Origin of the sequence: Psychrobacter nivimaris (assembly GCF_043419765.1) — a bacterium.
GTDB lineage: Bacteria > Pseudomonadota > Gammaproteobacteria > Pseudomonadales > Moraxellaceae > Psychrobacter.
The window spans coordinates 367,467-392,156 of sequence record NZ_JBHOFX010000002.1 but is presented as its reverse complement, the minus strand read 5'-3'; the positions used below and the strand labels follow the sequence as shown (position 1 = coordinate 392,156).

General features: G+C 44.1%; 22 protein-coding genes. 14 read left to right on the top strand and 8 right to left on the bottom strand.

Annotated features, from left to right (window positions below; translation table 11 throughout):
• The first annotated feature begins 137 nt into the window (after positions 1-137).
• The 3 genes from ACHEVO_RS05000 to pncB all read left to right on the top strand — a co-directional run bounded on the left by ACHEVO_RS05000 (position 138) and on the right by pncB (position 4,562).
• Positions 138-2,066: a glycine betaine ABC transporter substrate-binding protein gene (locus ACHEVO_RS05000; RefSeq protein WP_394124160.1), complete on the top strand. Its 1,929-nt coding sequence runs from the start codon at positions 138-140 to the stop codon at positions 2,064-2,066.
• An 85-nt stretch (positions 2,067-2,151) separates the two neighbouring features.
• Positions 2,152-3,063, top strand: coding sequence for an ATP-binding cassette domain-containing protein (locus ACHEVO_RS04995; RefSeq protein WP_394124159.1), 912 nt, complete (start codon positions 2,152-2,154; stop codon positions 3,061-3,063).
• A 272-nt stretch (positions 3,064-3,335) separates the two neighbouring features.
• Complete coding sequence (pncB, locus tag ACHEVO_RS04990) at positions 3,336-4,562, top strand: nicotinate phosphoribosyltransferase (RefSeq protein ID WP_394124158.1); 1,227 nt, start codon at positions 3,336-3,338, stop codon at positions 4,560-4,562.
• 82 nt (positions 4,563-4,644) lie between these two features.
• On the opposite strand, the gene xseB is transcribed toward pncB, so the two are convergent.
• From xseB to ACHEVO_RS04975, 3 genes are all read right to left on the bottom strand, one after another.
• Positions 4,645-4,890 carry an exodeoxyribonuclease VII small subunit gene (xseB, locus tag ACHEVO_RS04985; RefSeq protein ID WP_296210982.1) on the bottom strand — a complete coding sequence of 82 codons (246 nt, stop codon included), beginning with the start codon at positions 4,888-4,890 and terminating at the stop codon, positions 4,645-4,647.
• Between the two features lie 58 nt (positions 4,891-4,948).
• On the bottom strand, positions 4,949-6,481 hold the full coding sequence (gene xseA / locus ACHEVO_RS04980) for an exodeoxyribonuclease VII large subunit (protein WP_394124157.1): 1,533 nt from the start codon (positions 6,479-6,481) through the stop codon (positions 4,949-4,951).
• A 370-nt stretch (positions 6,482-6,851) separates the two neighbouring features.
• Positions 6,852-7,220, bottom strand: coding sequence for a hypothetical protein (locus ACHEVO_RS04975; protein WP_394124156.1), 369 nt, complete (start codon positions 7,218-7,220; stop codon positions 6,852-6,854).
• 302 nt (positions 7,221-7,522) lie between these two features.
• On the opposite strand from ACHEVO_RS04975, the gene ACHEVO_RS04970 reads away from it, so the two are divergent.
• The 11 genes from ACHEVO_RS04970 (at position 7,523) to purF (ending at position 18,359) form a co-directional block, all read left to right on the top strand.
• Positions 7,523-8,182, top strand: coding sequence for an alpha/beta hydrolase (locus ACHEVO_RS04970; protein ID WP_114700983.1), 660 nt, complete (start codon positions 7,523-7,525; stop codon positions 8,180-8,182).
• 134 nt (positions 8,183-8,316) lie between these two features.
• A complete protein-coding gene (gene zapE, locus ACHEVO_RS04965) occupies positions 8,317-9,417 on the top strand; it encodes a cell division protein ZapE (protein WP_394124155.1) in 1,101 nt (366 codons plus the stop codon).
• 122 nt (positions 9,418-9,539) lie between these two features.
• Positions 9,540-10,208, top strand: a complete 669-nt coding sequence (locus ACHEVO_RS04960; RefSeq protein WP_394124154.1) for a nitroreductase family protein — start codon at positions 9,540-9,542, stop codon at positions 10,206-10,208.
• A 126-nt stretch (positions 10,209-10,334) separates the two neighbouring features.
• Positions 10,335-11,627 (top strand): NAD(P)H-dependent glycerol-3-phosphate dehydrogenase, encoded by a 1,293-nt coding sequence (locus ACHEVO_RS04955; protein WP_290177809.1) that lies wholly within the window; start codon positions 10,335-10,337, stop codon positions 11,625-11,627.
• Between the two features lie 57 nt (positions 11,628-11,684).
• Positions 11,685-12,143: a SixA phosphatase family protein gene (locus ACHEVO_RS04950; protein ID WP_165597312.1), complete on the top strand. Its 459-nt coding sequence runs from the start codon at positions 11,685-11,687 to the stop codon at positions 12,141-12,143.
• A 189-nt stretch (positions 12,144-12,332) separates the two neighbouring features.
• Positions 12,333-13,604 (top strand): type II secretion system protein GspL, encoded by a 1,272-nt coding sequence (gspL, locus tag ACHEVO_RS04945; RefSeq protein WP_394124153.1) that lies wholly within the window; start codon positions 12,333-12,335, stop codon positions 13,602-13,604.
• A gap of 32 nt (positions 13,605-13,636) precedes the next feature.
• The gene (gene gspM, locus ACHEVO_RS04940) at positions 13,637-14,206 is read left to right on the top strand and encodes a type II secretion system protein GspM (protein ID WP_394124152.1); all 570 of its coding nucleotides are present in this window, start codon (positions 13,637-13,639) and stop codon (positions 14,204-14,206) included.
• A gap of 202 nt (positions 14,207-14,408) precedes the next feature.
• Positions 14,409-14,810, top strand: coding sequence for a DUF4870 family protein (locus ACHEVO_RS04935; RefSeq protein ID WP_228707043.1), 402 nt, complete (start codon positions 14,409-14,411; stop codon positions 14,808-14,810).
• Between the two features lie 214 nt (positions 14,811-15,024).
• A complete protein-coding gene (locus ACHEVO_RS04930; RefSeq protein WP_114700991.1) occupies positions 15,025-16,059 on the top strand; it encodes a quinone-dependent dihydroorotate dehydrogenase in 1,035 nt (344 codons plus the stop codon).
• Between the two features lie 30 nt (positions 16,060-16,089).
• The gene (locus tag ACHEVO_RS04925) at positions 16,090-16,587 is read left to right on the top strand and encodes a CvpA family protein (protein ID WP_102090972.1); all 498 of its coding nucleotides are present in this window, start codon (positions 16,090-16,092) and stop codon (positions 16,585-16,587) included.
• Between the two features lie 236 nt (positions 16,588-16,823).
• Entirely contained in the window at positions 16,824-18,359 is a 1,536-nt protein-coding gene (gene purF, locus ACHEVO_RS04920) for an amidophosphoribosyltransferase (RefSeq protein WP_102094783.1), read from the top strand.
• 118 nt (positions 18,360-18,477) lie between these two features.
• Here purF and ACHEVO_RS04915 read toward each other — a convergent pair whose 3' ends face one another.
• From ACHEVO_RS04915 to secD, 5 genes are all read right to left on the bottom strand, one after another.
• On the bottom strand, positions 18,478-18,837 hold the full coding sequence (locus tag ACHEVO_RS04915; protein ID WP_394124151.1) for an AzlD domain-containing protein: 360 nt from the start codon (positions 18,835-18,837) through the stop codon (positions 18,478-18,480).
• A complete protein-coding gene (locus ACHEVO_RS04910) occupies positions 18,827-19,558 on the bottom strand; it encodes an AzlC family ABC transporter permease (RefSeq protein ID WP_394124150.1) in 732 nt (243 codons plus the stop codon). Before ACHEVO_RS04910 ends, ACHEVO_RS04915 begins: the two co-directional genes overlap by 11 nt.
• A gap of 118 nt (positions 19,559-19,676) precedes the next feature.
• Positions 19,677-21,083 (bottom strand): MATE family efflux transporter, encoded by a 1,407-nt coding sequence (locus tag ACHEVO_RS04905; protein ID WP_394124149.1) that lies wholly within the window; start codon positions 21,081-21,083, stop codon positions 19,677-19,679.
• 231 nt (positions 21,084-21,314) lie between these two features.
• Positions 21,315-22,577 carry a protein translocase subunit SecF gene (gene secF, locus ACHEVO_RS04900; RefSeq protein WP_394124148.1) on the bottom strand — a complete coding sequence of 421 codons (1,263 nt, stop codon included), beginning with the start codon at positions 22,575-22,577 and terminating at the stop codon, positions 21,315-21,317.
• 9 nt (positions 22,578-22,586) lie between these two features.
• Positions 22,587-24,464 carry a protein translocase subunit SecD gene (secD, locus tag ACHEVO_RS04895; RefSeq protein WP_394124147.1) on the bottom strand — a complete coding sequence of 626 codons (1,878 nt, stop codon included), beginning with the start codon at positions 24,462-24,464 and terminating at the stop codon, positions 22,587-22,589.
• Positions 24,465-24,690: the final 226 nt, after the last annotated feature.

Below are 24,690 nucleotides of genomic sequence, written 5' to 3'. Positions count from 1 at the left end.
GTCTAAACAACAGTAGATAGTAGCTGAATGGTCTATGGCTAGCATTGGTAAACTTGTTATAGCGACGTTCAGATTTTTTTAGCTCTATTGTTTTAATAGTGATTTCATGCCGATACAACATAATAATAGGAAAGAGCATGCGCCAATGGATTGCATTAAGCTTACTGTGGATGAGCGCGATACTACTGCCTGTAACGGCGTCAGCGGCGTGTGAATCACCGATTAAATTTGGGGCGCTAACTTGGGAGAGTGGGCAGTTTACCTCTGGCGTACTCAGACATATCGTAGAAGATGGATACGGTTGTACAGTAGAGGAAGTACCAGGAGCAGGGCCTGCACTTGATACGGCGCTATCACAGAATGACATTCAGGTCATCGGGGAACAGTGGGTTGGTCGCTCGCCAATCATGGAAAAAGCCATTGAGCAAAATAAAGTGGCCATCATTGGCGATACGCTAAAAGGTGGTGCAACTCAAGGCTGGTATGTCCCAAGATATGTATTGGAAGAGAACCCAAGACTACGCAGCTATCAAGATTTGCCTAAATATACTGAGCTATTTAAAGACCCTGAAGATCCTGGTAGATCACGCTTTATGAACTGTCCCTCTGGTTGGACGTGTGAGATTTTTAACACACGTTTGCTAGAAACCACCGGCCTAGACAGTCTTTTTAACAACGCACACCCTGGTACGGGTGCTGCTCTCGATGCCGAAATTGCCTCCGCTTTTGAACAGCATAAGCCACTGTTATTTTACTACTGGCAACCCACTGGGCTAATGGCCAAATATGACCTTGCGCCACTAGAGTTCCCAGCTTATGAGGATGCTTGTTGGCAAAGTCTTTTGCTCGCTGATGGTAAGATGGATTGCGTGTCAGGATTCCCAGTATCACCGTTAGGTATTGCCGTTTCTACCCCGTTTGTCGAATCCAATCCTGAACTAGCGAATGTCTTTGAAAAGGTGCAATTTACCTCTGATGAGCTAAACGGTGCTATCTTGGAAATGAGCGAAAGTAAACGTACTGGCGATGAGCAAGCCATGGTGTTTTTGCTTGACAACCCAGAGGTTTGGCAAGCATGGTTATCCGATGAGGCTGCTACCAATCTCGCTACCAAGTTAGGTCTTAGCTCAACGGGTGCTATCTCTACAGAAGCAACTGCATCTAGTATCAATGCGTCAGCGCTCGCATCAAGCTTTCCTTCATGGTCGCTTGAGACCCCGCTCAATAACGCTTTAGCAAACGTTGTTCAAAACTATGGCGATGTATTTCGTACTATTAGCACGATGGCCCTTACTTATCTGCTACTACCTATTGAACGATTATTAACGGTTATCCCGCCTTGGTTGATTATTGCATTTGTGACTGTGCTTGGCTGGTTTGGTGTCCGCAAGATTTGGTTTGCGCTGGCATGTGGTGCAGGGCTGTTTTTGATAGGTGCTTTTGGCTTATGGGGCGCACTGATCGATACTTTAGCGCTGCTTATCGTATCGGTACTGGTCACGGTGGTGATTGGTATTCCTATTGGTATCGCTATGTCAGGTAGCAAACTGCTACGCAAGATTGTGACGCCAGTGCTAGATATCATGCAGACGATGCCGAGTTTTGTATATCTCATACCAGTGCTGATGTTGTTTGGTATTGGTAAAGTGCCTGCGTTATTCGCGACCGTGATTTATGCTTTGCCACCCTTGATTCGTTTGACGACATTGGGGATTACGCAAGTCAATCATGAAATGGTCGAGGCAGGGCGCTCTTTTGGTAGTACGCATTTACAGCTACTTCTCTGGATTAAATTGCCACAAGCATTGCCCAGTATTATGGCAGGTATCAATCAGGCTGTGATGATGTCACTTGCCATGGTGGTATTGGCCTCAATGATTGGTGCTCCTGGGCTTGGTGAAGATGTATTGCAGTCTATCCAAACGCTCAATATCGGTCAGGGCCTACAAGCAGGTACGGCCATCGTTATCGTTGCCATTATCATTGACCGTATCACGCAAGCATTCGGTCAAGGTAAGCGTACCCGTCAAAAAACCATCGAAGCAGGCAGACGTCCGATTGGATAAAAAATTATCTAGTGGTATACGATTGAATCCATGGTAATCGACCGAAGCCCTAATGATAAAAACCACGTGAATAGTGAGAGCACCGATGAATCATATCCAATTAAAAAATATCAGTAAGATTTATAATGCCAGTAGCACGCAAGCACAGTCTGCATTGGCATTGCTGGCTGAGGGTATGGATAGCATCAAAGTAAAAGAGCAAACGGGCTATTCAGTTGGTCTTTATGATATCAATCTAGATATCAAGGCAGGCGAGTTGCATTGCATCATGGGTTTATCAGGATCGGGTAAGTCAACGCTGATACGCCATATTAATCGCTTGATCGATCCAACCAGTGGTGAGATATGGGTAGATACTGCTCTGAATAGAGAACATGCGACTCACACAACAGCTGATAGGCAATCAGTGATAGATAATATGAGTAAGGCAGTAGAAGAAAGCTCTGCTACGGCTATTAATATTTTAGCGCTCAATGATAAGCAGTTGCAGCATTATCGTCAGCAGACCGTCAGTATGGTTTTTCAGCATTTCGGCTTAGTGCCGCACATGACGGTCATACAAAACGTCGCTTATGGGCTGCGTGTTCGAAAAATGAGCGTAAACGAGCGACACGAAACGGCTCGACATTGGCTGAATGAAGTCGGTCTATATAGTTTGGAAAATAGCTACCCTGATGAGCTATCAGGCGGTATGCAGCAGCGCGTCGGGCTAGCTCGTGCTTTAGCGACGGACAACCCAATTTTGCTAATGGATGAAGCGTTCTCTGCGCTTGATCCGCTCATTCGCGCTCAGCTGCAAGACCAACTACTCGAATTACAAGATCGATTGAACAAAACCATTGTATTTATTACCCATGATATCGATGAAGCTGTCAAAGTAGGTCAGCGTATCAGTATGCTAAATGGTGGTCGACTCATACAAACGGGGACGCCAAGCGAGTTGCGGTACAATCCTGCTGATGACTATGTCGAGCAGTTTATGAGTGCAAAAGCGTAAGCTATGATAACCATTTATGAATGGATTGTCTGGATAGACTTATACGATGTTTTTATAAATGGTTTAAATAATCGCAATCATTTTACTGGCTTTTCACTATCATTTTGCTGCAATCAAAAGTGAACTCTGAAATAAATACCAAACTTCGTTATACTGAACGGTTTATCGATGGCTCATAATGAATGAGCGTGTATTGTTTATCGTCCACATATGATGTCGCTTTGTCTATCAAATGACGTTTGTTTCTTATTTTGCACTTTTAAGGCCATAGCATGACCGTTTCTTATGCACCTATTATTACTTCATTGCTTGATAATGATTTGTACAAATTTACGATGTTACAAGCCATGCTGCATCAGTTTCCGCAAACCCATGGTGTTTATCGCTTTCGCTGTCGTAATAACAAAGATGCCGCCTATCCATTGGCTGATATCCAAAAAGATCTAGAGCAGCAACTAGACAGCTTATGCGAATTGCGCTTTTTACCAGATGAGCTAGAGTACTTACGTAGCTTACGCTTTATTCGCTCAGATTTCGTTGACTACCTAGAGCTGTTTAAGCTAAAACGCCGTTTTATTACGGTAAGTACAGACGATAAAGGTCGCCTGTTTATCGATATCGAAGGACCAATGATTCAAGCGATGTTCTTTGAAGTATTTGTACTAGCCATTGTCAATGAGCTGTATTTTAATGCGCTATCTAATGACAGCGTGATTAAAGAAGGGCAACGTCGCCTTGATGCAAAAGTAGCGCTATTACATCAGTATGCTGAAAAGCAAGCTCAGTACGGTCAGGAGACGCCGCCATTTATCGTTGCGGATTTTGGCACGCGTAGACGCTTTAGTCGACGTTGGCAAGCACATGTAGTGGAAACACTACATAAAGCTGAGCCAAAGATAGTCGGTGGTACATCTAACGTGTATTTGGCCAAACAATTAGGAATGACGCCAATAGGCACCATGGCGCATGAGTTTATGCAGGCGTTTCAGGCATTAGATGTGCGTCTGCGCGACTCACAAAAGGCTGCGCTTGAAGCGTGGGTGCATGAGTATCGTGGCGACTTAGGTATTGCATTAACAGACGTAGTCGGAATGGATGCGTTCTTACGTGATTTTGATTTGTATTTTGCTAAGCTATTCGACGGTCTGCGTCATGATAGCGGCGACCCATATATTTGGGGTGATAAGGCAATTGCCCATTATGAGAAGTTAAAAATAGACCCAAAAACCAAGATTTTGACCTTTAGCGATGGGTTGGATTTAGAGAAGGCGTGGGAGCTGCATCAATACTTTAAAGGTCGCATTAGAACCAGTTTCGGCATCGGCACCAATTTGACCAATGATATGGGCATTACGCCGATTAATATTGTGCTTAAATTGGTAGAGTGCAATGGTCAGCCAGTTGCTAAGCTATCCGACAGCCCAGGCAAGACCATGATCAATAATGACACGTATCTTGCCTATCTGCGCCAAGTCTTTGAGGTCGACGAACCAGAGTAAACAGAATATCAAACTGTTGCGTTGCCAAATGAGCTTGATGCGCTTGGTTTGACTAATCAGCTGCTATTTAGTGGCTGTCTTTTTAACTATCAACACTGCTGGTAGATTTTTCTTCGGCAAAGGCCACATCTAGTGCTTGCTGTACAGCATTGATACGAGTCTCGCAAACGCGATAAGCGGCAATAGATTCTTCGACCGTTGTCATAAGATTATCAATATCAGGCTCGTCCTGTTGCTGTAGTTCAGCCGCATTGGTTTTTAAGATATCGTAAGCCGCCTTAAAGGTTTTTGGGGCGGCTTTTTTGCGTCGGCGAGTAGGGGTTGTCATAAATTTTCCTAGTTTTTAAAGGTAAGTAGATGAGTAATCGTTAGATATTATTATGTGGTCAAGTTGGAGTGCCTGAAGTTTCCGTCGCTTCTTTATCCATATTGACATCTATAATCTGCGCTTTTGCGTTGCCATCTTTTAAAATGATATTAACGGTTTGCTCAGGATACAGTTGGGTACTACTAGTGAGAGTCTGCTTGTTTTGAGCATCCGTGAGCATGGTATAGCCCTGCTTGAGCACGCGAGACGGGCGATGTAATAGCACGACGTCACGTAGATGTTCGCTATCGCGCTGTGCTTGCACAATTTTCTGCTGCGCGTTCTGCATGATTGACTCTTGATAACTTTTGCTATTGGTAGCGGCTTTTGCGAGCTGTTGACGCGCCAAGGTTTGCGTTTGTGTGTATCGCTCAGCCGTCAGTCTGACTGCTTGCTTTACTTGGCGCTGGGCACTTTGTTGAATACTGCGCCATGCATAGTCACTGTCTTTTCGTAGAGCGGTCAGTTGGCCAATCGTTTGCGACTGTATTTGGCTTAACTGGCGTGCGGTTTGTTGCTCAGCAGTATTCAATTGACGCTGAGCCGCTTGCTTAATTTGTGCTTGATATTGTAGCGTCTGAGTGACGAGCTGAGCCAAATGGCTATGGATAGCAGCAATCACCTTTGAGGGTGTATCAAAGCTAGTATGAGCGACTTCATCTAAGATGACTTTGTCACGTTCATGACCGATACCCACCCAGACAGGGACAGGCTGCTCAGCAACCAAAGCTGCCAACTCATAATCATTGAGATAAGCCAAATCACCAACCGCACCGCCGCCGCGAATGATGACTAGTAAGTCTGGTAGGCGTTGATAAGTATCGTAAAACTGCTGCTGGGCGCTAACGATGGCTTGACGGATTTCAGCGGGTGCATGATTGCCCTGAAAGGTTGCATTATGGTAGTGGAACTGACACGCACCTGTACTGGCTAAGCGATCGGCATCTGCTTGAAAATCTCCTAGTCCAGCCGCCTTTTCAGGAGCGATGACTAGCACATGCTCGATATCAAAAGGAGCAGGTAGCTGCTGATTAAGATGTAATAGCCCTTCACCTGTTAAGCGGTCAACCATTTCTGCATACTGCCGTGCCAAGTCGCCTAGCGTATAGCTAGGATCAATATCTTCAATGGTGATTGAAAAGCCGTACTGAGCATGGAACCCTGCCGATACTTTAAGAAGTACGGTCAAATCACGCTCAAGCGGCATACCAGTTGCACGTTCAAACTTGGCTAATACACGCGCAGCCTTAAAGCGCCAGAGATTGCCACGGCAGCTGGCGACCACTTTGCCATCGTCATCTTTTTCTGCCAGTTCAAAGTAGTAATGACCACCTTTACTCGACAGATTACGGATTTCAGCTTTTACCCAGACACGGTGGTCAAAAGTTTGTTTGATGACCATTTCAACCGCTGATAAATAATCACTTAGGCGTAGGACCGTATCCTCTAAATGATCTTCCTGCTCAGCGAGTTCTGCCTCTAGAGTGGCCAAATCTTTGGCAGGTGCTAATACTTTGGCCTGTTTAATATTTGAAAGATTGGGTTTGCGCATAATATTAGACCAAAGATAATGAAAATATAAAGACTGACGAGGACGTGCTGAATACGATAGCGGATAGTTTAACGTAAAAGCGCGCACACAAAAAGCGAAGCCAACAAGCTTTGATTGATATATTATCTATATCGCAGTTTGTTGGCTGTTTAATCAGAGAAGGATTGTATGTCACTTAATGTTAGCGGTTAGATCGTAAACCTGTTTGCGTCTAAAAGAGATTGTCGTGTAGAGAAAAGTAGATGGATATTTTTAGCTAGAGATAGTCGGTCCAAGATAATTCAGATACAAGGAGGGCAAGTGAAAGTGCTACAAATAGTAGGCTGAGTGAGCCTGACACTGTATCTGATTTATATGGTATTGAAGATATTTATTGGCAACGGAAGTTAATGGTGTATTCGTAATCATCGCTACGTGACAAATCTGGTGTACCCGTGCCAAATATCGAACCAACGACAGCACCTACTTGGCCAACCATACGACCAGTACGCTCGTTTAAGATGCCATTATATTTTACATTATCATCAACGATAATCACTTGCTTGCTTCGACAGGTTTTTTGAGCACTATCGATCGCATTTTGTTGTGCTTTGACCTTGGTATCAGCGATACCTGTTGTCTCATAGATAGAGTTGGCACGCTGAATCACGGGTGAAGAAGGCGTACTCTGACAGGCGCCCAAAGCAAGTGCAGCCACTAACGTAGCCGTCAAACTGGCAGTTTTATTAAAAGTATTCATAAATAATTCCTGATTTATATAAGCAGAACGTCTTAGCTATAGGCAAAGCTTTATGAATGTAGCTTATCTAGATATTACCTGTCTAGACAGTTATTGTGTGCTGTATTACGGGTATATTGCCGATGAACCATGCACTAGATATAAACCAGTTTAATATCTTAAGAACAGCAATATTGCAAAACTGTAGACAACCGTTATTGACCAAAAATAAAACAAGTCGCATCCGTACACAGCAAATCACTTGAAATATAAATTGTATCTAGGATAATTGAGCCATTCATTTTTTATTAATAAGTAATACTATGCAATTAATTCCTGCTCCTGCTGGCGTGCTCGAGGTTGACGCACTGTGGCAAAATGATAATCCTAATGATCCAAATACAGACACGGTGGCGCTGCTGTGCCATCCCAATCCGTTGTTTGATGGTACGATGAATAACAAGGTGGTCACCACTATGTATCGCTTTGCCCGTGATAATGGTATGCATGTAGTGCGCTTTAACTTTCGCGGCGTTGGTCAATCGACAGGCGAGCATGATTATGCGGAAGGTGAAGTGGTCGATGCAATGACCGTGCTACAATGGATTGCTGAACAAACCAATGCTCGAAAGCTATGGCTAGGTGGTTTTTCTTTTGGTGGTTATGTCACGGCACGCGTGGCTGAACAAGTGCTTGAGGCCGCACATATATGGGGATTGGGTGACTTTGAAGTGACGAAAATCGCCCTTATCGCACCATCAGTCGAAAAAAACGACAGTACTGATATTAGTTTGCCTGCGGATAGAACTTTTGAGATTTATGGTAATGCCGATGAAGTGATTGAACCTGACAATATGCAGGCATTTGCAGACCGATTAGGCATTGAAGTCAGCGTGGTTGATGGCGCGGGTCATTTCTTCCATGGTCGCTTATCAGAGCTCAAAGGTTTATTAGACAAGCATAGCTTTGGGCAGGACAGCTAGATTTATTTGTTACCTAGCTTAGCTTCATAGTTTTCGTTTTGAGATGTTTTGAGATGTTTTGTTTGGTAGCACCAGCATTATGCTAAATTGCCCTACTATTTTGATATTTATTTAATTCAACGATGAGTCGTATTATGAGTTTATCTCCATTGCAACGTTACGAGAAAGCCGTCAGTACAGATGAGTTTACTCGGGATGAGCAGCAATTTCAGGCCATGAGCTATCTTGATGAGATATACCATCAGCTCATCAATAGCGCACCGAAAAAGAAAGGTTTTTTTGGCTTTTTAAAATCTAAACCTGTCGCGCCAACAGGCCTTTATATGTGGGGCGGGGTGGGCCGCGGTAAAACGTGGATGATGGATATGTTTTATGACTCGTTGACCATCGAGCGTAAGATGCGTCTACATTTCCATCATTTTATGCAGCGTGTCCATAGAGAGCTTAACAAACTACAAGGTGAGAGCGATCCACTCGAAAAAGTCGCTGATATTATTTATAAAGAAGCGGTTATCATCTGTTTTGATGAGTTTTTTGTTTCTAACGTCTCTGATGCCATGATATTGGGCGATTTGTTCACTATGCTGTTCAATCGCGGTATTACTTTGGTTGCTACTTCAAACATTGAACCAGCTGGATTGTATAAAGATGGCTTACATCGTGACCGTTTTATGCCTGCCATTGCGGAAGTTGAGCGTCATACGACGGTCATGAATATTGACTCGGGAATTGATTATCGTCTGCGCGTATTGCAGCAAGCTGAATTATACGAAGCGCCGCTTACTAAGGCGAACTACCATTGGTTAGCCAACCGTTTTGCGAGCTTGTCAAATAATCAGAAAATCAGTAAAGAGCCCATTATTATCAATGGACGAGAAGTAAAAATCAACGCTTGTACCGAAGATATCTTATTCTGTGACTTCCGTCATCTTTGTATGGCGCCGCGATCAGCCGCTGATTTTATTGAGCTTGCCAAACGCTTTAGCACCGTTTTAGTTGACTCTGTGCCAGCACTAGATGACGACTTGCGTGATCCAACGCGCCGCTTTATTTATCTTGTCGATGAGTTTTATGATCGCCGTGTAAAATTATTGGTACGGGCAGAGCAGCCGATTCTAGAACTGTATCAAGGAGAGAAGTTGGCGTTTGAGATTGAGCGTACTCGCTCACGTCTGCTTGAGATGCAGTCAGAGGACTACCTACGCATGGACCACCGAGTCGAAGATGTTGCGTAGTTTATCGCTGAGTTGAGACTGCCTATGTGTAGTTCTCAACTGCTCTATAGCTGTTAAAAAATAAGAAAATGATATTATAAATAATAAGTAGTGATAGATAATAATAAATTAAGGACAAAACAATGACTACAACTGACAAAGTTGATAATGAAAGCCAAAAAATAGAAGACAAAAAACTGTCTGTGAAGAACGTAGCAGCGAATGATATCTCATCTACCAGTGACGAGCTGATAGGTTGGATTAATTCAAGACGCAGTATGGGCAATCTAGATGAGCCAGCACCGACGCGTGCGCAGATTGAATCTGCCATTGAATGTGCGGCAACTGCGCCAGATCATAAAAAATTGCGTCCGTGGCGGTTTATCGTGACGCAAGGTGAGGCGCGCCATGAATTAGGCCGTGCCTTGCTCGAAGCTGTCCAAGCAAAAGCGCTACAAGATGGCGAAGAGTTGTCTGAAAAAACCATCACTAAAACTCAAAATATGCCATTGCGAGCGCCGCTGATCATAACGGCTGTGACTCAAATGCAAGAACACAAAAAAGTACCACCTTTTGAGCAGATGCTCAGTGCGGGCGCTGCTGTGCAAAATCTAATCTTGGCATTAAAAGCTCAAGGGTTTAGTACGGTTTGGCGCACTGGGCTGCTATGCAATGAGCCTGCAGTAAAAGCGTATTTCGGCGTAGGCGCAGATGATTATGTGACCGCTTTTGTTTATACTGGCACAAGTCCCAAGGATGAGTCCAAACGCAAACCTATTGATATCGAATCGTTAGTTCGCTTCGAGTCGTAATGTAGCTCAGTACTGTCTATTAATAAGATTATAATTTCACAAAGTTGTAATTTAAAGATAATGAGGCCAGTAGCTGAGCACGATAGATTCTATTGATAATACGTCAGTCAACACGGATAAAAGAACATGACAAGCCCTAACAATAGTAATAAAAACAACACCAGTGCTAATAATGAAACGGACAAAGAGTCGTCTGAAAAACAGAACGGTATGCTTGCAGGTATTTTTGAGCGAGCAACCAAGTCAGGTCTCGGCCGTAAAAAGTCAAATCCTAGCCCTGTTGAATCGGCTGTGGCAAAGGATATGGCCGACATTCATAGCAATCCAACCAAGCTGCGTTTGGCGTTTTTAGGTGGTGGTAGCTTTGGTACGGCAATGGCAAATTTAGCCGCACGTAATGGCTGTGATACTACGCTGTGGGTACGTAATAAGCGTACCGTAAAAGCGATGGCAAAAACACAAACCAATAAAAAGTATCTACCAGGCTATAAGCTTGATGATCGACTGAAATACAGCCATGATTTGGCGGCAAGCGTCAAAGATAAAGACATTATTTTTATCGCTGTGCCAGGTTTGGCCTTTCGCGAGACGCTAAAAAACATCGCACCTTTTATCAGTGGTCAGTCCATTGTATCGTTGACCAAAGGTATGGAAAAAGACACCTTTGCGATGATGAGCGATATCATCAAAGAAGTGCTGCCAGAAGTGAACTTTGGTGTCATGTCAGGGCCGAACCTTGCTATCGAAATCATGAAAAATATGCCGTCTGCCACGGTTATCGCAAGTGAGTCAGAGCCATTACGTCATGCCGTACAAGCAGCATTACATAGTGCCTTCTTTAGAGTATTTGCTAGTGATGATATACGCGGCGTCGAGCTTGGCGGCGCGCTAAAAAACATCTATGCAATTGCTATGGGGATGGCGGCAGCTTATGAAGTAGGTGAGAATACTAAAGCGATGATTCTTACTCGTGCTTTGGCAGAAATGAGTCGTTTTGGCGTTGAGGAAGGCGCCAATCCGCTCACTTTCTTGGGCTTATCAGGGGTAGGTGATTTGTACGCCACTTGTAGCTCAGAGCTGAGTCGTAACTATCGTATCGGTAATATGCTCGGTCGCGGTATGAGTATTGATGCCGCGGTCAAAAAGCTTGGCCAGACCGCTGAAGGGGTAAATACCATTCAGCAAGTACATGAAAAGGCGACCAAAGCGGGTATCTATATGCCAATTACTCATGCGCTCTATGCAGTTATTTATGAGGACAAGGCCGCTCTAGGCGTTGCGCTACATCTAATGGAAGCTGGGTTCCGTAGCGATGTTGAGTTTGTCATGGCGCATGATCATAGCAATGCAGCACTTACCGCTCATATGAAAACCTCTGGTAGCAATACCAAAAGCAAAGACAGCGATGCTGATAAGTAAGACACACCGTTAAAAATCAGTATTGAGAGAGTCGAACTTAGCGCTCCAAGGAAGGTTATGAAAATTATATTAGTACGTCATGGTCAAGCAGAAGACGAAACACGTCCAGATAGCGCGCGTCAGCTGACGGACTTTGGTCAGCAGCAGGCAGCACAAACGGCAGAATATGTGACCACTCACTATAGCCCAGATCGTTTTGTGGTCAGCCCTTATACGAGAGCGCGGCAGACATTATCTGCGTTCCAGTCGCGAGCGCCGCAAGTCGCCTCATCTGTGCAGGACAATATCACGCCCTCTGATGATGCGCGCCAAGCTCTGATAGATATTGCCAATATTGAAGCTGAGTGTTTGGTCGTTGTTTGTCATATGTCGATCGTCGCCTATATCGCGGGATTGCTTACAGGCGATTATCCAGAGTCGTTCTCTCTAGCGGAAGCCAGAGTGTTTGATATGGAATTTGTGATGACTGGCATGGCAACGGAAGTTGATCGTTTTGTTCCTGATCAGCCTTATTAGACTAGACTTCTAATATCTTGCTTATATGTAACTTGTTAGAGCATAGTTGATTGAATATAACGGATTTGAAGTGGTATTTGCGAGAAGCATGCCAGTTATTAATCGTATAAAGTCATCCAATGCTTTCAAAAACCGCATCAATCCTTAACGATATTTTGATAACAGCAGCAATAATTGAGGACACGTTTAGTGTTACATGTTTGGTTACGAGCGCAGCATAGCCCGCTAGCTGTCTGGCATGAAGATGTACAGCAATGGCAAATGGTTGACGGTTGGCAACAGCTGCAAACAATCTATGGTAACTATAAGTCCAGTAGCCAAAAGGCGCTTTGTTTATATTTTCCCTCAAGTCATGCGTTGCAAGTGGACACGGTGCTCAATGCTGCTCAGCTTAAACAGCTTGGTAATAGTGGTAAGCAGTACTTATTTGAAGAAACCTCATTAACGCCTATTGAGCAATTGAACATCCGTCAATTGAGCCATGCTGATACGACGCAACTGTACGCACTGGCACAAAACGACATTGAGTCCTGGCAACAAAGCGCGCAGCTAGCCGGTATGAATATAGTGGCGTTACTGCCAGATTTTTTATTGTTGCCACCGCCAGAAGAGGGCGCAGGTCAGCAAGTGACCCTTTATCAAGATTCGCAGACTATGCTGCTGCGCCAATCATTGCGTCAGGGTATGGCCGTCAGCTACTTACCGCTAATGTTTGAGCGTTTCCCACATTTGAGTGAGGTAATGGTACAGCCGTCTATTGAGGCACCTATTGACGTATCGCTTGACTCACTAGATTCATCATCACCCATGGATTTTATAGCGCAAACTAAAGCGCTGATCACCGATCATCAGCTGCTACTGACGATCCTGCCTACAGTACCTAAGCCAATTGACAGTCCCGAACGTCACGCGCTTAATTTCTTTATGAAATCTACTGACTCACAATTATCACCATATTTGCGAGTGGCGATGATGGTTGCGCTATCAGCGTTAGTGCTGCAAATGGCAACCGATGGTGTGCAGTGGTATAAATATAATGAAGCGACCGCCGCAACCAAGGCTGCAATTGCAGCACAGTATCAATCTTGGTTCGCCGATGAGCCCCTAAGTACGCGCACCAAACTGCAAGTACAGCTGCAACCAAAACTGCGTAGCGATAGCCAAGCACCTGCATCGCATATGGCCGCACTGTCACGCATATCACCATTAATTAAGCAGTCTTCATTGCATGCACAGTCGCTAGTAATGCAACCGTCGGCGCTCAGCTTTACCTTGATTGCCCCAGATCGCGGTAGTCTTGATAAATTTACGAGCACGCTGGTAGCACAAGGCTTAAATGCTAAACTTGCACAAGTGAATAGTAATGAGCAAGGTCAGTTTAGTGGTCAAGTCACTGTCAACGTAGTAGAAAACAATATTGCAGAAAACAGCGACATGGCAAACAATGCGGCAGCGTCGTAACTCATCAAGGTATTGGTAATAAAGGTCAAAACATGAAACGATTACAACGCCGTACCAAACGTAATGCAGCGGTCTCTGCAACCAGTACTAAGGCTCATGTATTGTCAGAGCGTATGAATAATTATCAAAATGTACTAACGACGCGCTGGCAAGCATTACCTCCCCGTGATCAACTAGCGCTAGCTATATTGTCTATATTTTTACTGTTATTTATTGGCGGCTATGGTGGCTATAGCGTTCATCAAGCAGCAAGCGATAGTAAAAACGACTATCAGGAGCAAGTGGCAGATTATTTTTGGTTGCGTGCTCAAGCAGGTAATATTGATAGTAATGCATTGAATACTGGGAATAACGCTACTGGAGAGGCTGATATGCCACCCACTAGTCGTATCAATGCGCTGCTCAATAACTCAGGTATAGCAGGTGCTCAGGTGGTTGCGACTGGAGATGCAGTGCAATTGAGCTTTACGCATCCTAGTCAAGCGGTCGTCAGCACTGCACTGGGTAAGCTTGAACAGCAAGGCTGGCAGTTTACACAGTTATCTATGCAGCAAGATCTGACCAATAAATCTATTCAGGTACAAGCAACGGTCACTTCTTAAAACGCGTCAGACTGTGATAGAAATTTTAGATACTTATATCACTGTATGCTTAGTACTCGACACTCGATCCTAGACAGCAAAACGATGCTTTATCGTTGGCATCATTGAAAAGCCATTTATCCGGCTCCATTAAATAGTTAACCATATGACTATCGAACAAAAATATTACCAGTAAGGAAAACCTCACATAATGCGGGACAGTATGAGCAACGATAAGCGCCGTTCTTTAATTACTTATAACCATATCACTTATTTCTTATATGTGATCAGCTACTTTACTGCGGGTTTACTGTGGATTGTGCCGATTGTCATGAACTATGCTAAGCGCCATGATGCTAGTGGGTCATGGTTGGCCACGCATTTTGACTGGCAAATCAAGACCTTTTGGTACAGTATCGTTTGGTTCGTCATTGGCATTATTTTGATTACCTTTGCATTAGGCGGCTTTGGCGTTAGCGTATTGGCGGATAGTGGCAATATCGCTATTGGCTCAATATTATTGGCTGGGCTTGGTTTGCTGATTATGACCTTTACCTTTATCTGGCATTTATATCGCATTATACGTGGTTGGATTGCGTTGACTGATGGACGTCCAGTACCGTAGATGTTTAAGAGTACCTTTGTGCTATGTCTTTAGCTTAGAAAACGGCAATTTATTGTTATTTAGTAGAGATTCATCAGTATTGGTTACTGCTTAAATGTAGAAATTTAGCGACTGAAACTTTGCTCTTATTTCTGTTAAGCTGATATAATCGCTGCGCCCGATTTCATTCGCATTTTTTATTCACTATTTCTTCCAAGCAGGGTCTGCCATCACTATGTCTTATGCCTTACTTCGTCCTTTTTTGTTTAATATGGATCCCGAACACGCCCATGAGATGACGCTATCTTTATTGGATAAAGCGCATAAAGCGCGTGTTTTAGGCTTGGCGTATGGTCAGTCAATGCAACCAACAGATTGTATGGGTTTGCAGTTTTCTAACCCAGTTGGTCTGGCAGCAGGCATGGACAAAAACGGCGATTATATTGACGCGCTGGCTGAGCTAGGGTTTGGTTTTATAGAAGTAGGAACCGTTACGCCAAGACCACAGGTAGGCAACGATAAGCCAAGGCTGTTTAGAATCAAGCAAGCAGACGCGATTATCAATCGTATGGGCTTTAACAATGAAGGCGTTGATTATCTAATCGACAATGTCAAACGCTGTAAATATAAAGGCAATATCGGTATCAATATTGGTAAAAATGCTGATACACCAGTAGAGCAGGCCGCCGATGATTATGTATATTGTTTAGAGCGTGTGTATCCGCATGCCTCATACATTACGGTCAACATCTCATCGCCAAACACTAAAAATTTACGTGATTTGCAAAGTGGTGAAGCGCTGACTCAGTTGATGGATACGATTAAAAACCGTCACAGTCAGTTGGCTACTGAATATGGTTTTTATGTCCCATTAGTGCTTAAGGTTGCTCCAGATTTAGAACCATTACAAGTTGATTATATCTCGCAGCAATTAATAGACTTTGAGATTGATGGTTTGATTGCGACCAATACGACATTGAGCCGCGTAGGTGTCGAAGATTTGCGTGATGGTGACCAAATGGGCGGCTTATCTGGTCGTCCTGTGAGTCATATTAGTACTCAGATTTTGCAACAATTCTCTGATCAGTTAGATGGTAAAGTCGCTTTGATAGGCGTAGGCGGTATCGATAGCGGTGCCAAAGCCGTCAAGAAAATCGAAGCAGGCGCAGACATGGTACAGCTCTATACGGGGCTTATTTATCGTGGTCCTGGGCTGGTGCAGTCTTGCATTCAGGCAATCGGTGGCTATTACGATGCCATGGAAAGCTAATCCAATAAATAAGATAATAAGGCGTAAAGCATGAGTGGTTTAGATATTGTGATTGCTATCGTTGTCTTGATTGGCTTATGGCGCGGCTTTCAAGTAGGACTGATTAAAACAGCAATAGGCTTGGTAGGTTGGTTTATCGCCCTTATCGCTGCTACTAGGTTGGCAGGAGTAGTGTCGCCCCAATTAACGGGTATCGTACAAAACCCTGTACTACAGATGGCCATGGCTTTTTTATTGGTAGTGATTGCCATATTGGCAGTCATGCATCTGATGGCTTTTGTGTTCTCAGGCGTGCTCAAAACCTTACGTTTGGGCGTCTTGGATAAAATGGCGGGCGGCGTACTGGGTGCTGCCAAAAATGTATTAATGGTTTTGGTTGTACTGAGCGTCAGTGCGCCATTGCTAGTACAGATGCCGCAGTGGCAAACCTCAGTACTAGCGCCTGAGCTAATGCCGTATGCACCGATGGGCAAGGCTCTAGTATCAGATGTACTAGGCATGGCTTGGGATCAGGTCAATCAGTCGTAATTGTTGAATTGCCTATTATTTTATCTAACTGTCCATTATTTTACTTCTTTTTATACTTCTAAATGTTTGCACGTGTCACTGATAATCAAACATAGATTATCGAAAAATCTCGTTAAGTTTCTTACAATATCATCAGGTTAGCGGCGTGCGACAGTGAGTGATTTTAGCAATATACTGTCGCTAAGTTTGCCGTTATTGTCGTACTAATGTATGAGTCAAAATAGGATATAGCTATTATGTGTGGAGTCATTGGAGTTGCAGCTCACGAACCAGTCAATCAGATTCTTTATGACGGTTTGACGATGCTACAGCATCGCGGGCAAGATGCAGCAGGTATTGTCACTTTGCAAGATGGGCGACTCTATCTACGTAAAGAAAATGGCATGGTACGTGACGTATTTATGAATCGTCATATGATGAAACTGGTTGGTAAGTTCGGTATCGGTCACGTTCGTTACCCGACAGCGGGTACTTCTAGCAGCGCTGAAGCGCAGCCATTTTATGTCAACTCGCCTTATGGTATTACCCTTGCGCATAATGGTAACTTGACCAATGCTGAGAGTTTGGCCAAATCTTTGTATATCGAAGATCGTCGCCATCTTAATACTGACTCAGATTCTGAAGTGCTGTTAAACGTACTGGCACATGAGATGCAGAATCTAGGCAAAACCCATCCAACGGCTGATGATATCTTTGAAGCGGTAAAAGCTGTCTATAAACGCTGTGAAGGCGCTTATGGCGTTGTCGCTTTGATCACGGGTCATGGTTTACTTGCATTCCGCGATCCAAACGGTATCCGTCCACTTATCTTTGGTAAGCGTATGGCACCGAATGGCGGCACTGAGTATATGGTTGCCTCTGAATCAGTTGCATTGACAGGTTCTGGCTTTACTATCGTTCGTGATGTAAAACCAGGCGAAGCAATTTTTATTGATTTGAACCATAAACTGCATACGCATCAGTGCGTCGAGCAAAAAGAATACACGCCTTGTATCTTTGAATATGTGTACTTTGCTCGTCCAGATTCGATTATGGACAATATCTCAGTTTATAAATCTCGCCTACGTATGGGTGAGAAACTGGCAGATAAAATCCTTGCTGAATGGGGTGACGATCATGATATCGATGTGGTCATTCCAATTCCAGACACGTCGCGTACTTCAGCGATGGAGCTGGCGCTAAAAATGAACGTCAAGTACCGTGAAGGGTTTATGAAAAACCGCTACATCGGTCGTACATTTATTATGCCAGGTCAGCAGCAGCGCAAAAAATCAGTTCGCCAGAAACTCAGCGCTGTACCGCTAGAGTTCAAAGGCAAGAACGTCCTATTGGTTGATGATTCTATCGTTCGTGGTACGACCTGTCATGAAATCATTCAAATGGCACGAGATGCTGGTGCTAACAAGGTGTTTTTTGCCAGTGCTGCGCCACCAGTGAAATTTCCAAACGTATACGGCATTGATATGCCAGTACGTAGCGAGCTTATTGCTTCGGGTAATAGCGTTGAAGAAGTACGTGATATTATCGGCGCAGATCGTTTGATCTTCCAAGATTTGGATGATTTGATCGACGCAGTAAAAGATACCAAGCATAGCCGAGTTGAAGGCTTTGATTGTGCGGTATTTAACGGCTGCTACATCACTGGCCAGATCAATGAAGCGTATCTTGATCATCTGCAAGAGCAGCGTAATGATACGGCTAAAACCGGTAAAAAAGGCGTACAAATAGTGGCTGATACCCCAGTCGATATGATGGGTGTAGAAGAGCTTTAAGTCGTATTAAAACCATTATTCTGAAATAAGAAAAGCTAGATTCTGAATGGAATCTAGCTTTTTTATGTTTAAAATATCGCTAAGGGTACTGACGTTTATATAAATGGTCGAAACAGTTTTAGCCTAGAAAACTGTTAAATAACCAAAATAGACCATTGATTGCTGCGATACCGACAACCATACTGACCAAAAGCTGACGGCTGATATGATAAATAAACAATACCAAAATAAGTGCGCCGATTTGTGCCATTAATAGATGCAACTCGGTGTCGCTTAAAGCAACAGTCGTCGATAGGTCTTGATAGGAGAGGCTAGTCACAATTAGAAGCACCATCACTGATAATGGTAAACTCTCATTTAATCGGTGTAGCCAAGGTGTATCTAGTAGCTTTCTAGGTATCAGTGCGGGTAGCGCACGAGTGATAAAGGTCACTGCTGCCATGGCAAGCGTAGCAAAAATAAGATAACTACTGGTCATAAGAGTCTCCCGTCTTTTGACGCTCTATCCAAAACCCACGTACCAAAATCATAAACATACAGATAGTGATGGCTACTAGTAGCAACCAGTCACTGGTAAATAGCGAAGCAATGATTAAGCCAAGCACCGCAATACCAATCGGGAAGTAGCGTTTGATGCTTTGAAACTGCTCATAAGCGAGAATTGCAAACAGACAAACCAACGCAAAATCCAAATTTGGCACCAAATCACTGAGCGTACTGCCAATCATGACGCCAACCGTACTCGCAAGTACCCACCAGCTTTGGTTAAATAGGCTGATAGGAAGTATCAGCGCTCGTCGCGACTCATTTGGTAAGCTTGTCATGATCGAAAAAGTCTCGTCGGTCAAAGCAAATAAACAATACGTCTTGGCTAGCTTATTTTTTGGTAAATACTGTAATAACGGCATACCGTAGAATACATGGCGTAGATTAATCGCGGCAATATTGGTGGCGATATTGCCAATCGGCAGGCCTGCGCTCAGCATTGGCAAACAAGCATACTGAGCTGCACCAGCATAGAGAACGATACTGAGCATAATCGTTGCCCATATCGGGATACCTGCTACCTGTGCGAGTACACCAAAGGCAATACCGGCAGGCAGATATCCCATAGCAACTGGCAAGCTTTTTTTAAAGCCCTCAGCCCAGTGGTAGTGACTCTTATGTTGGTGGCTTAATTCATTTGAATGAGTATTCACATGACATCCTAAATTTTTCTTATGATATTTTTATAAATCTATCGATATAAAAATTATTGATTCAAACGGTATTGCTGCAAAATTAAAAATTGATAGAGCAAACACTATATAAAATTAACTAAGCTTCAGGTTGTAGTTTCTCATAACTGCCAGTCTGATTGGCACGGTACAAAAACCCGCCTAGAATGACTAGTCTTAATAGTAATAGACACCAAACGCTAAGCCAAATACCTGTCATATCCCATTGCTGATAGAGCAACCAGCTTAACGGGAAGAAAATAGCAGCCAGTATCAGCGCCGCATTACGAATCACGCTACCAGCCGTCAAGCCGAAAAATATCCCATCTAGCCAATAGGCACCAACGCCGACAAGAGGCAATAACACGGCATATAAATGGTAGTCATAGGCGAGGGCAAACACCGACTCAATATTGGTCATAAATCCTAAATATGTAGGCATTGCAAGCCACCAAATGGCGCTCAACATGATAGCAAGGCCATAACTAACCACGCCTGTACGATTCACAATAATACGAAAACGTGGCCAATCGCGACGTCCTGCAGCTTGTCCACTTAACGTTTCAGCAGAGACAGCGACGCCATCTAAAGCGAAGGCAGATATGCTTAATACTTGCAATAAAATAGCATTGGCAGCCAGTATGACATCACCGCTTTGAGCAGATAGTCGAGTAATCCAAGCAAAGCTTAGCGTTAAAATAAGGGTACGTACAAAGATATCTTTATTTAAAGAAAATAGCCTAAGCATCTTTTCTTTCGTAAAATACTGACGATCCGCTTTAAATAATACAGACCACGATATTTTTAAATGTTGGCGGCTCAACCACAGGGCCATCAGTATTCCAAACCAAAATGCAATAGTCGTTCCCAGTGCAACACCAGCCAATCCCATTTGCATTGCAAATACAAAAAACAGAGTCAGTACAATATTAAGTACAGCAATAAAGCCTTGCTGGTAAAGCATATAACGGGTCTTACCCTGTCCTGCAAACCAACCGATAAATGCAAAATTCATCAGCTCCGCAATCACGCCCCAAAAGCGTACGTCTAAGTAGGTTTTCGCCGCGCGTCCACTTTCAGGATTTGCTGATAGGGCTTGTAAGCCAAAATCAATCAGCCATGGTTTTGCGAGTAGTAATATTGCTCCGATAACAAATGCCAATAGTAAAGCGCGTTGTAAGATAGACAGCAAAGGCGTGGGCACTGATACGGCCGATGTATTGCTAGTATTATTCGCCAGTTGTCCCAATGCCTGCGCAGCAAGCCCAGATGATGCATACTGCAAAAAGTTAAAGCTAACAAGCAATAGCGACAGCAGTTGTATGGCTAGACCCATACCAGCAAGTTTCGCCGTGTCATTCATATTGCCTACAATGGCCGTATCAATAACGCTCTGCAATGGCATAGCCAAATTGGCGAGTAGCACAGGCAGCGCAATCGCGATAATACGCTTATAGCTTGTGTCAATAGGTGGCATCGCCTGAGAAGTTGCGGAATTAGCTGACATGGGTAACTCGTTTATACGTGAACGATAAAGAGGTGTGTTCGTTAAATGATAATAGACTCGTAAGGCAGTACATTTAATATAAGAGACAAAATAGCTATAAAGACAAAAGCACCTAGACTCATTATTCATGAGTCAGGTGCTCTTATTTAAACGTTGTAGCTGTGCACTCAGTAGGTCTATAAAGATTGATAACACGCTAGTTCAACGTATCAATCCATCTAATATACCTTACTAAACGTTGTCTTGCTCAAACATTTTTGGATCGTTGAAAGTAACGATTTCTTCTTCAAACTCTGGTTTTACTTTTACGATAAAGTCATCACGCGACAGCCCCATGCGCAGCGGAATCGAGCTGGCAATATAAGTCGATGAGTAAGTACCCGCAAGCAAACCAATAAACAGAGCTACTGAGAACCAGTATAATCCATCACCGCCCAAGAAGAGCATGGCTAGTACGACCAATAAAACAGTTGAAATGGTCATAATCGTACGGCGTAGCGTCTCGGTCAATGACAAATCAATCGTCTGTTCAGGCGTAATTCCGCGAACACGGCGGAAGTTTTCACGGATACGGTCATAGACAACGATGGTATCGTTCAATGAATAACCAATCAATGCCAATACTGCAGCCAAGACTGTTAAGTCAAATGGGAAACCGAATAGTGCAAATACACCGATGGTTACGACGGCATCATGGAATAGTGACAGTACTGCACCTAGAGACAGTTTGAACTGAAAGCGTAGGGCAACATAGCCAAGCATACAAACCAGTGCCAATACCAATGCCATGACTGAGTTTAGATAAACCTCATTACCAACTTGGCTACCGATGATATTAACGTTGCTAATCGTAGCGGTGTTGCTAGGTAGTGCCAATGCTTGCGTTAGATTTGCGCTTAGCCCATCGACGTTATCAGACTGAGGAGGTAGACGTACCAATAGCTCTTCACGAGTACCTAGATACTGTACAACCGCATCATCAAAGCCATTGTCTGCCAGTGCTTGTACAACAGCAACTTGCTCGACAGGCTGCTCATAGCGCACATCAGCAGAGACACCACCAGTAAAATCAAGACCTAAGTTCAGACCATTTACCGCGATAGCAATGATACTACCGATCACCATAAATAAAGATAGTAGTGCCATCGGCTTTTCTATCTTCATAAATGGAATGATACGCTGGTTGCCAACTGCCTTGATGCCACCTTCAGCGACAGCTGCGGCATCGTCAGCGGCGTCACCTGATATTACGTCAGAATCAACAGCGGTAGACAGTGCTTGACTGTCTTTGGCATTTTGACCGTTACCACCGCGACGACTAGGGCTTTTGCCTAACTTTGCGGTAGTAGGGTTATTGGTTTTAGTATTGCTACCTTTACCATCACGACGCGGTTTGTTACGGCGACGCGTACTTGCATTGGTCGTCTCACCGTTTGAGCCATTTCGATCAGGATTATTCTGCTGTTCTAAAGGGTTGTTATTATCGATCGCCATAATATTCTCCTAACCGATGCTCAGACTTTTGATGGATTTACGCTTACCATAAGCAATTTGTACCAGTGCACGTGTCACCAAAATTGCAGTGAATAGCGAGCTGACAATACCAATAGCTAGCGTAATCGCAAAGCCTTTAATCGGACCAGTACCAATCGCAAATAGGATAAACGCGACCAATAAGGTTGTAATGTTGGCATCAAAAATACTGCTAAATGCGCGATCGAAACCTGCCACAATGGCTGATTTTGGCCGGACACCATTGGCAATCTCTTCTCGTATTCGCTCAAAAATCAGTACGTTAGCATCAACCGCCATACCGATGGTCAAAACGATACCTGCGATACCCGGTAGGGTAAGTGATGAACCCAAAATTGACATAATCGCAATGATAATAATAACGTTAACGGCTAGCGCAACGTTGGCAATCACACCAAACAGACGATAGAAGATAATCATAAACGCGAAGACTAGTAGATAGCCGACCTGCGTAGAGAACAACCCTTTATCAATGTTTTCTTGTCCGAGTGATGGACCAATAGTGCGCTCTTCTACGAAGTACATCGGTGCAGCAAGTGCGCCCGAGCGTAGCAATAGCGCAAGCTCAGCTGCTTCAGCACTACTATCTAGACCAGTAATACGGAATGATGAACCTAATACCGCTTGAATGTTGGCACGGTTGATGACTTTGGTTTCAGCGTAAGGTGTGCGTACTTCAGTCGTCTCACCAGTCGCTGGATCTTCTTCGTAAGTAATTCTTTGTTTGTTTTCAATGAACAATACAGCCATTTGTTGACCAACCGCTGTACGAGTGGCGTTCTGCATGAGCTTGCCGCCAGCACTGTCCAAGGTAATACTTACTTCAGGTAGACCACTTTCATCCAAGCCAGTTTGTGCGTTGGTTACTTTGTCCCCGGTGACGATCGCTTGACGATCTAACAATACAGGCGGGCCATCGAGTGTCTCAAATGGGAATGCCTCTGTACCTGTTGGAGGTATGCCGCCAGTATAGGTATCGGCATCTTCTGCCACCATACGGAACTCAAGGTTTGCAGTACGACCAAGTACACGTTTCGCTTCAGCAGTATCTTGTACACCAGGTAGCTCAACGACAATACGGCTAGCGCCTTGCGACTGTACCAAAGCTTCGGTCACACCCAGCTCAGCAATACGGTTACGTAAGGTTGTTAAGTTCTGATTGACCGCGTAGCTATTGATTTCGTCAAGTGTCGCATCGTTATACGATAAAACCAATGCAGGACCTTGATCATCAATAGAAGACTGCAAGTTAAAGGTATTGCTCATCGAGCCTTGCAATACATTCTGGGCACGGTTACGAGTATCAGTATCAGCAAAATGCAATACCACGCCGCGATCTTCGGTTTTGATACCTTTGATTGCTACTCGCTCAGCACGTAGCTCACGTCGCATATCACGACTGGCGCTGGTCAAACGCTGTTCAAGCGCTTTGTCCATATCGACTTCGAGTACAAAGCGTACACCACCACGTAAATCGAGACCAAGCTTCATCGGTCTTGCGCCAATATCGCGTAGCCACTGCGGGGTAGTCTGTGCTAGGTTAAGGGCAACGACATAGTCTTCGCCCAAGTTTTGACGTAGCACTTCTTGCGCTTTTAGCTGATCGACTGGGTTGTTGAGGCGTACCAGCGCGCTGTTGCCCTCAAACGTACCATCGTGGTTATCTAGACCTGCCTCTTCGAGTAAGCTTTGAGACTCAGTCAAGATGCCTTCAGATAGCTGAGTTCCTGCGGCTGCGCTCGTAATCTGCACAGCAGGTTCGTCAGGATAAAGGTTGGGGGCAGCATATAGACCGGCAACGAGTAGCACGACGGCAATTAGTAAGTATTTCCAAGCGGGATATTGCATAATCACTTCTTTAAGTTGATAAACGACTGGCGACGTAGGCCACAAGTTAGCAGATGGGAAGTTAGCGATAGCAACGGTCGAGTGCTATGTTCAGCAGCCGTCATCATGCACCATTGCGATCATCCGCGATGATAGTAACGCATAAAACAGTAAAGCAAATAATACAGATGTCTGTTTATCTGGTCACCAAAAATCATATGGCTGATTTGGATAAAGATAGGACATC

Excerpts from the sequence above, each read along its gene's own strand:
- xseA (WP_394124157.1), bottom strand. The coding sequence starts at position 6,481 with ATGCGCAAACCCAATCTTTCAAATATTAAACAGGCCAAAGTATTAGCA.
- ACHEVO_RS04925 (WP_102090972.1), top strand. The coding sequence starts at position 16,090 with ATGAGTGGTTTAGATATTGTGATTGCTATCGTTGTCTTGATTGGCTTA.
- xseB (WP_296210982.1), bottom strand. The coding sequence starts at position 4,890 with ATGACAACCCCTACTCGCCGACGCAAAAAAGCCGCCCCAAAAACCTTT.
- ACHEVO_RS04975 (WP_394124156.1), bottom strand. The coding sequence starts at position 7,220 with ATGAATACTTTTAATAAAACTGCCAGTTTGACGGCTACGTTAGTGGCT.
- ACHEVO_RS05000 (WP_394124160.1), top strand. The coding sequence starts at position 138 with ATGCGCCAATGGATTGCATTAAGCTTACTGTGGATGAGCGCGATACTA.
- ACHEVO_RS04950 (WP_165597312.1), top strand. The coding sequence starts at position 11,685 with ATGAAAATTATATTAGTACGTCATGGTCAAGCAGAAGACGAAACACGT.
- ACHEVO_RS04930 (WP_114700991.1), top strand. The coding sequence starts at position 15,025 with ATGTCTTATGCCTTACTTCGTCCTTTTTTGTTTAATATGGATCCCGAA.
- pncB (WP_394124158.1), top strand. The coding sequence starts at position 3,336 with ATGACCGTTTCTTATGCACCTATTATTACTTCATTGCTTGATAATGAT.
- secF (WP_394124148.1), bottom strand. The coding sequence starts at position 22,577 with ATGGCGATCGATAATAACAACCCTTTAGAACAGCAGAATAATCCTGAT.
- ACHEVO_RS04970 (WP_114700983.1), top strand. The coding sequence starts at position 7,523 with ATGCAATTAATTCCTGCTCCTGCTGGCGTGCTCGAGGTTGACGCACTG.
- zapE (WP_394124155.1), top strand. The coding sequence starts at position 8,317 with ATGAGTTTATCTCCATTGCAACGTTACGAGAAAGCCGTCAGTACAGAT.
- purF (WP_102094783.1), top strand. The coding sequence starts at position 16,824 with ATGTGTGGAGTCATTGGAGTTGCAGCTCACGAACCAGTCAATCAGATT.
- ACHEVO_RS04960 (WP_394124154.1), top strand. The coding sequence starts at position 9,540 with ATGACTACAACTGACAAAGTTGATAATGAAAGCCAAAAAATAGAAGAC.
- secD (WP_394124147.1), bottom strand. The coding sequence starts at position 24,464 with ATGCAATATCCCGCTTGGAAATACTTACTAATTGCCGTCGTGCTACTC.
- ACHEVO_RS04915 (WP_394124151.1), bottom strand. The coding sequence starts at position 18,837 with ATGACCAGTAGTTATCTTATTTTTGCTACGCTTGCCATGGCAGCAGTG.
- gspM (WP_394124152.1), top strand. The coding sequence starts at position 13,637 with ATGAAACGATTACAACGCCGTACCAAACGTAATGCAGCGGTCTCTGCA.
- ACHEVO_RS04955 (WP_290177809.1), top strand. The coding sequence starts at position 10,335 with ATGACAAGCCCTAACAATAGTAATAAAAACAACACCAGTGCTAATAAT.
- ACHEVO_RS04905 (WP_394124149.1), bottom strand. The coding sequence starts at position 21,083 with ATGTCAGCTAATTCCGCAACTTCTCAGGCGATGCCACCTATTGACACA.
- ACHEVO_RS04995 (WP_394124159.1), top strand. The coding sequence starts at position 2,152 with ATGAATCATATCCAATTAAAAAATATCAGTAAGATTTATAATGCCAGT.
- ACHEVO_RS04935 (WP_228707043.1), top strand. The coding sequence starts at position 14,409 with ATGAGCAACGATAAGCGCCGTTCTTTAATTACTTATAACCATATCACT.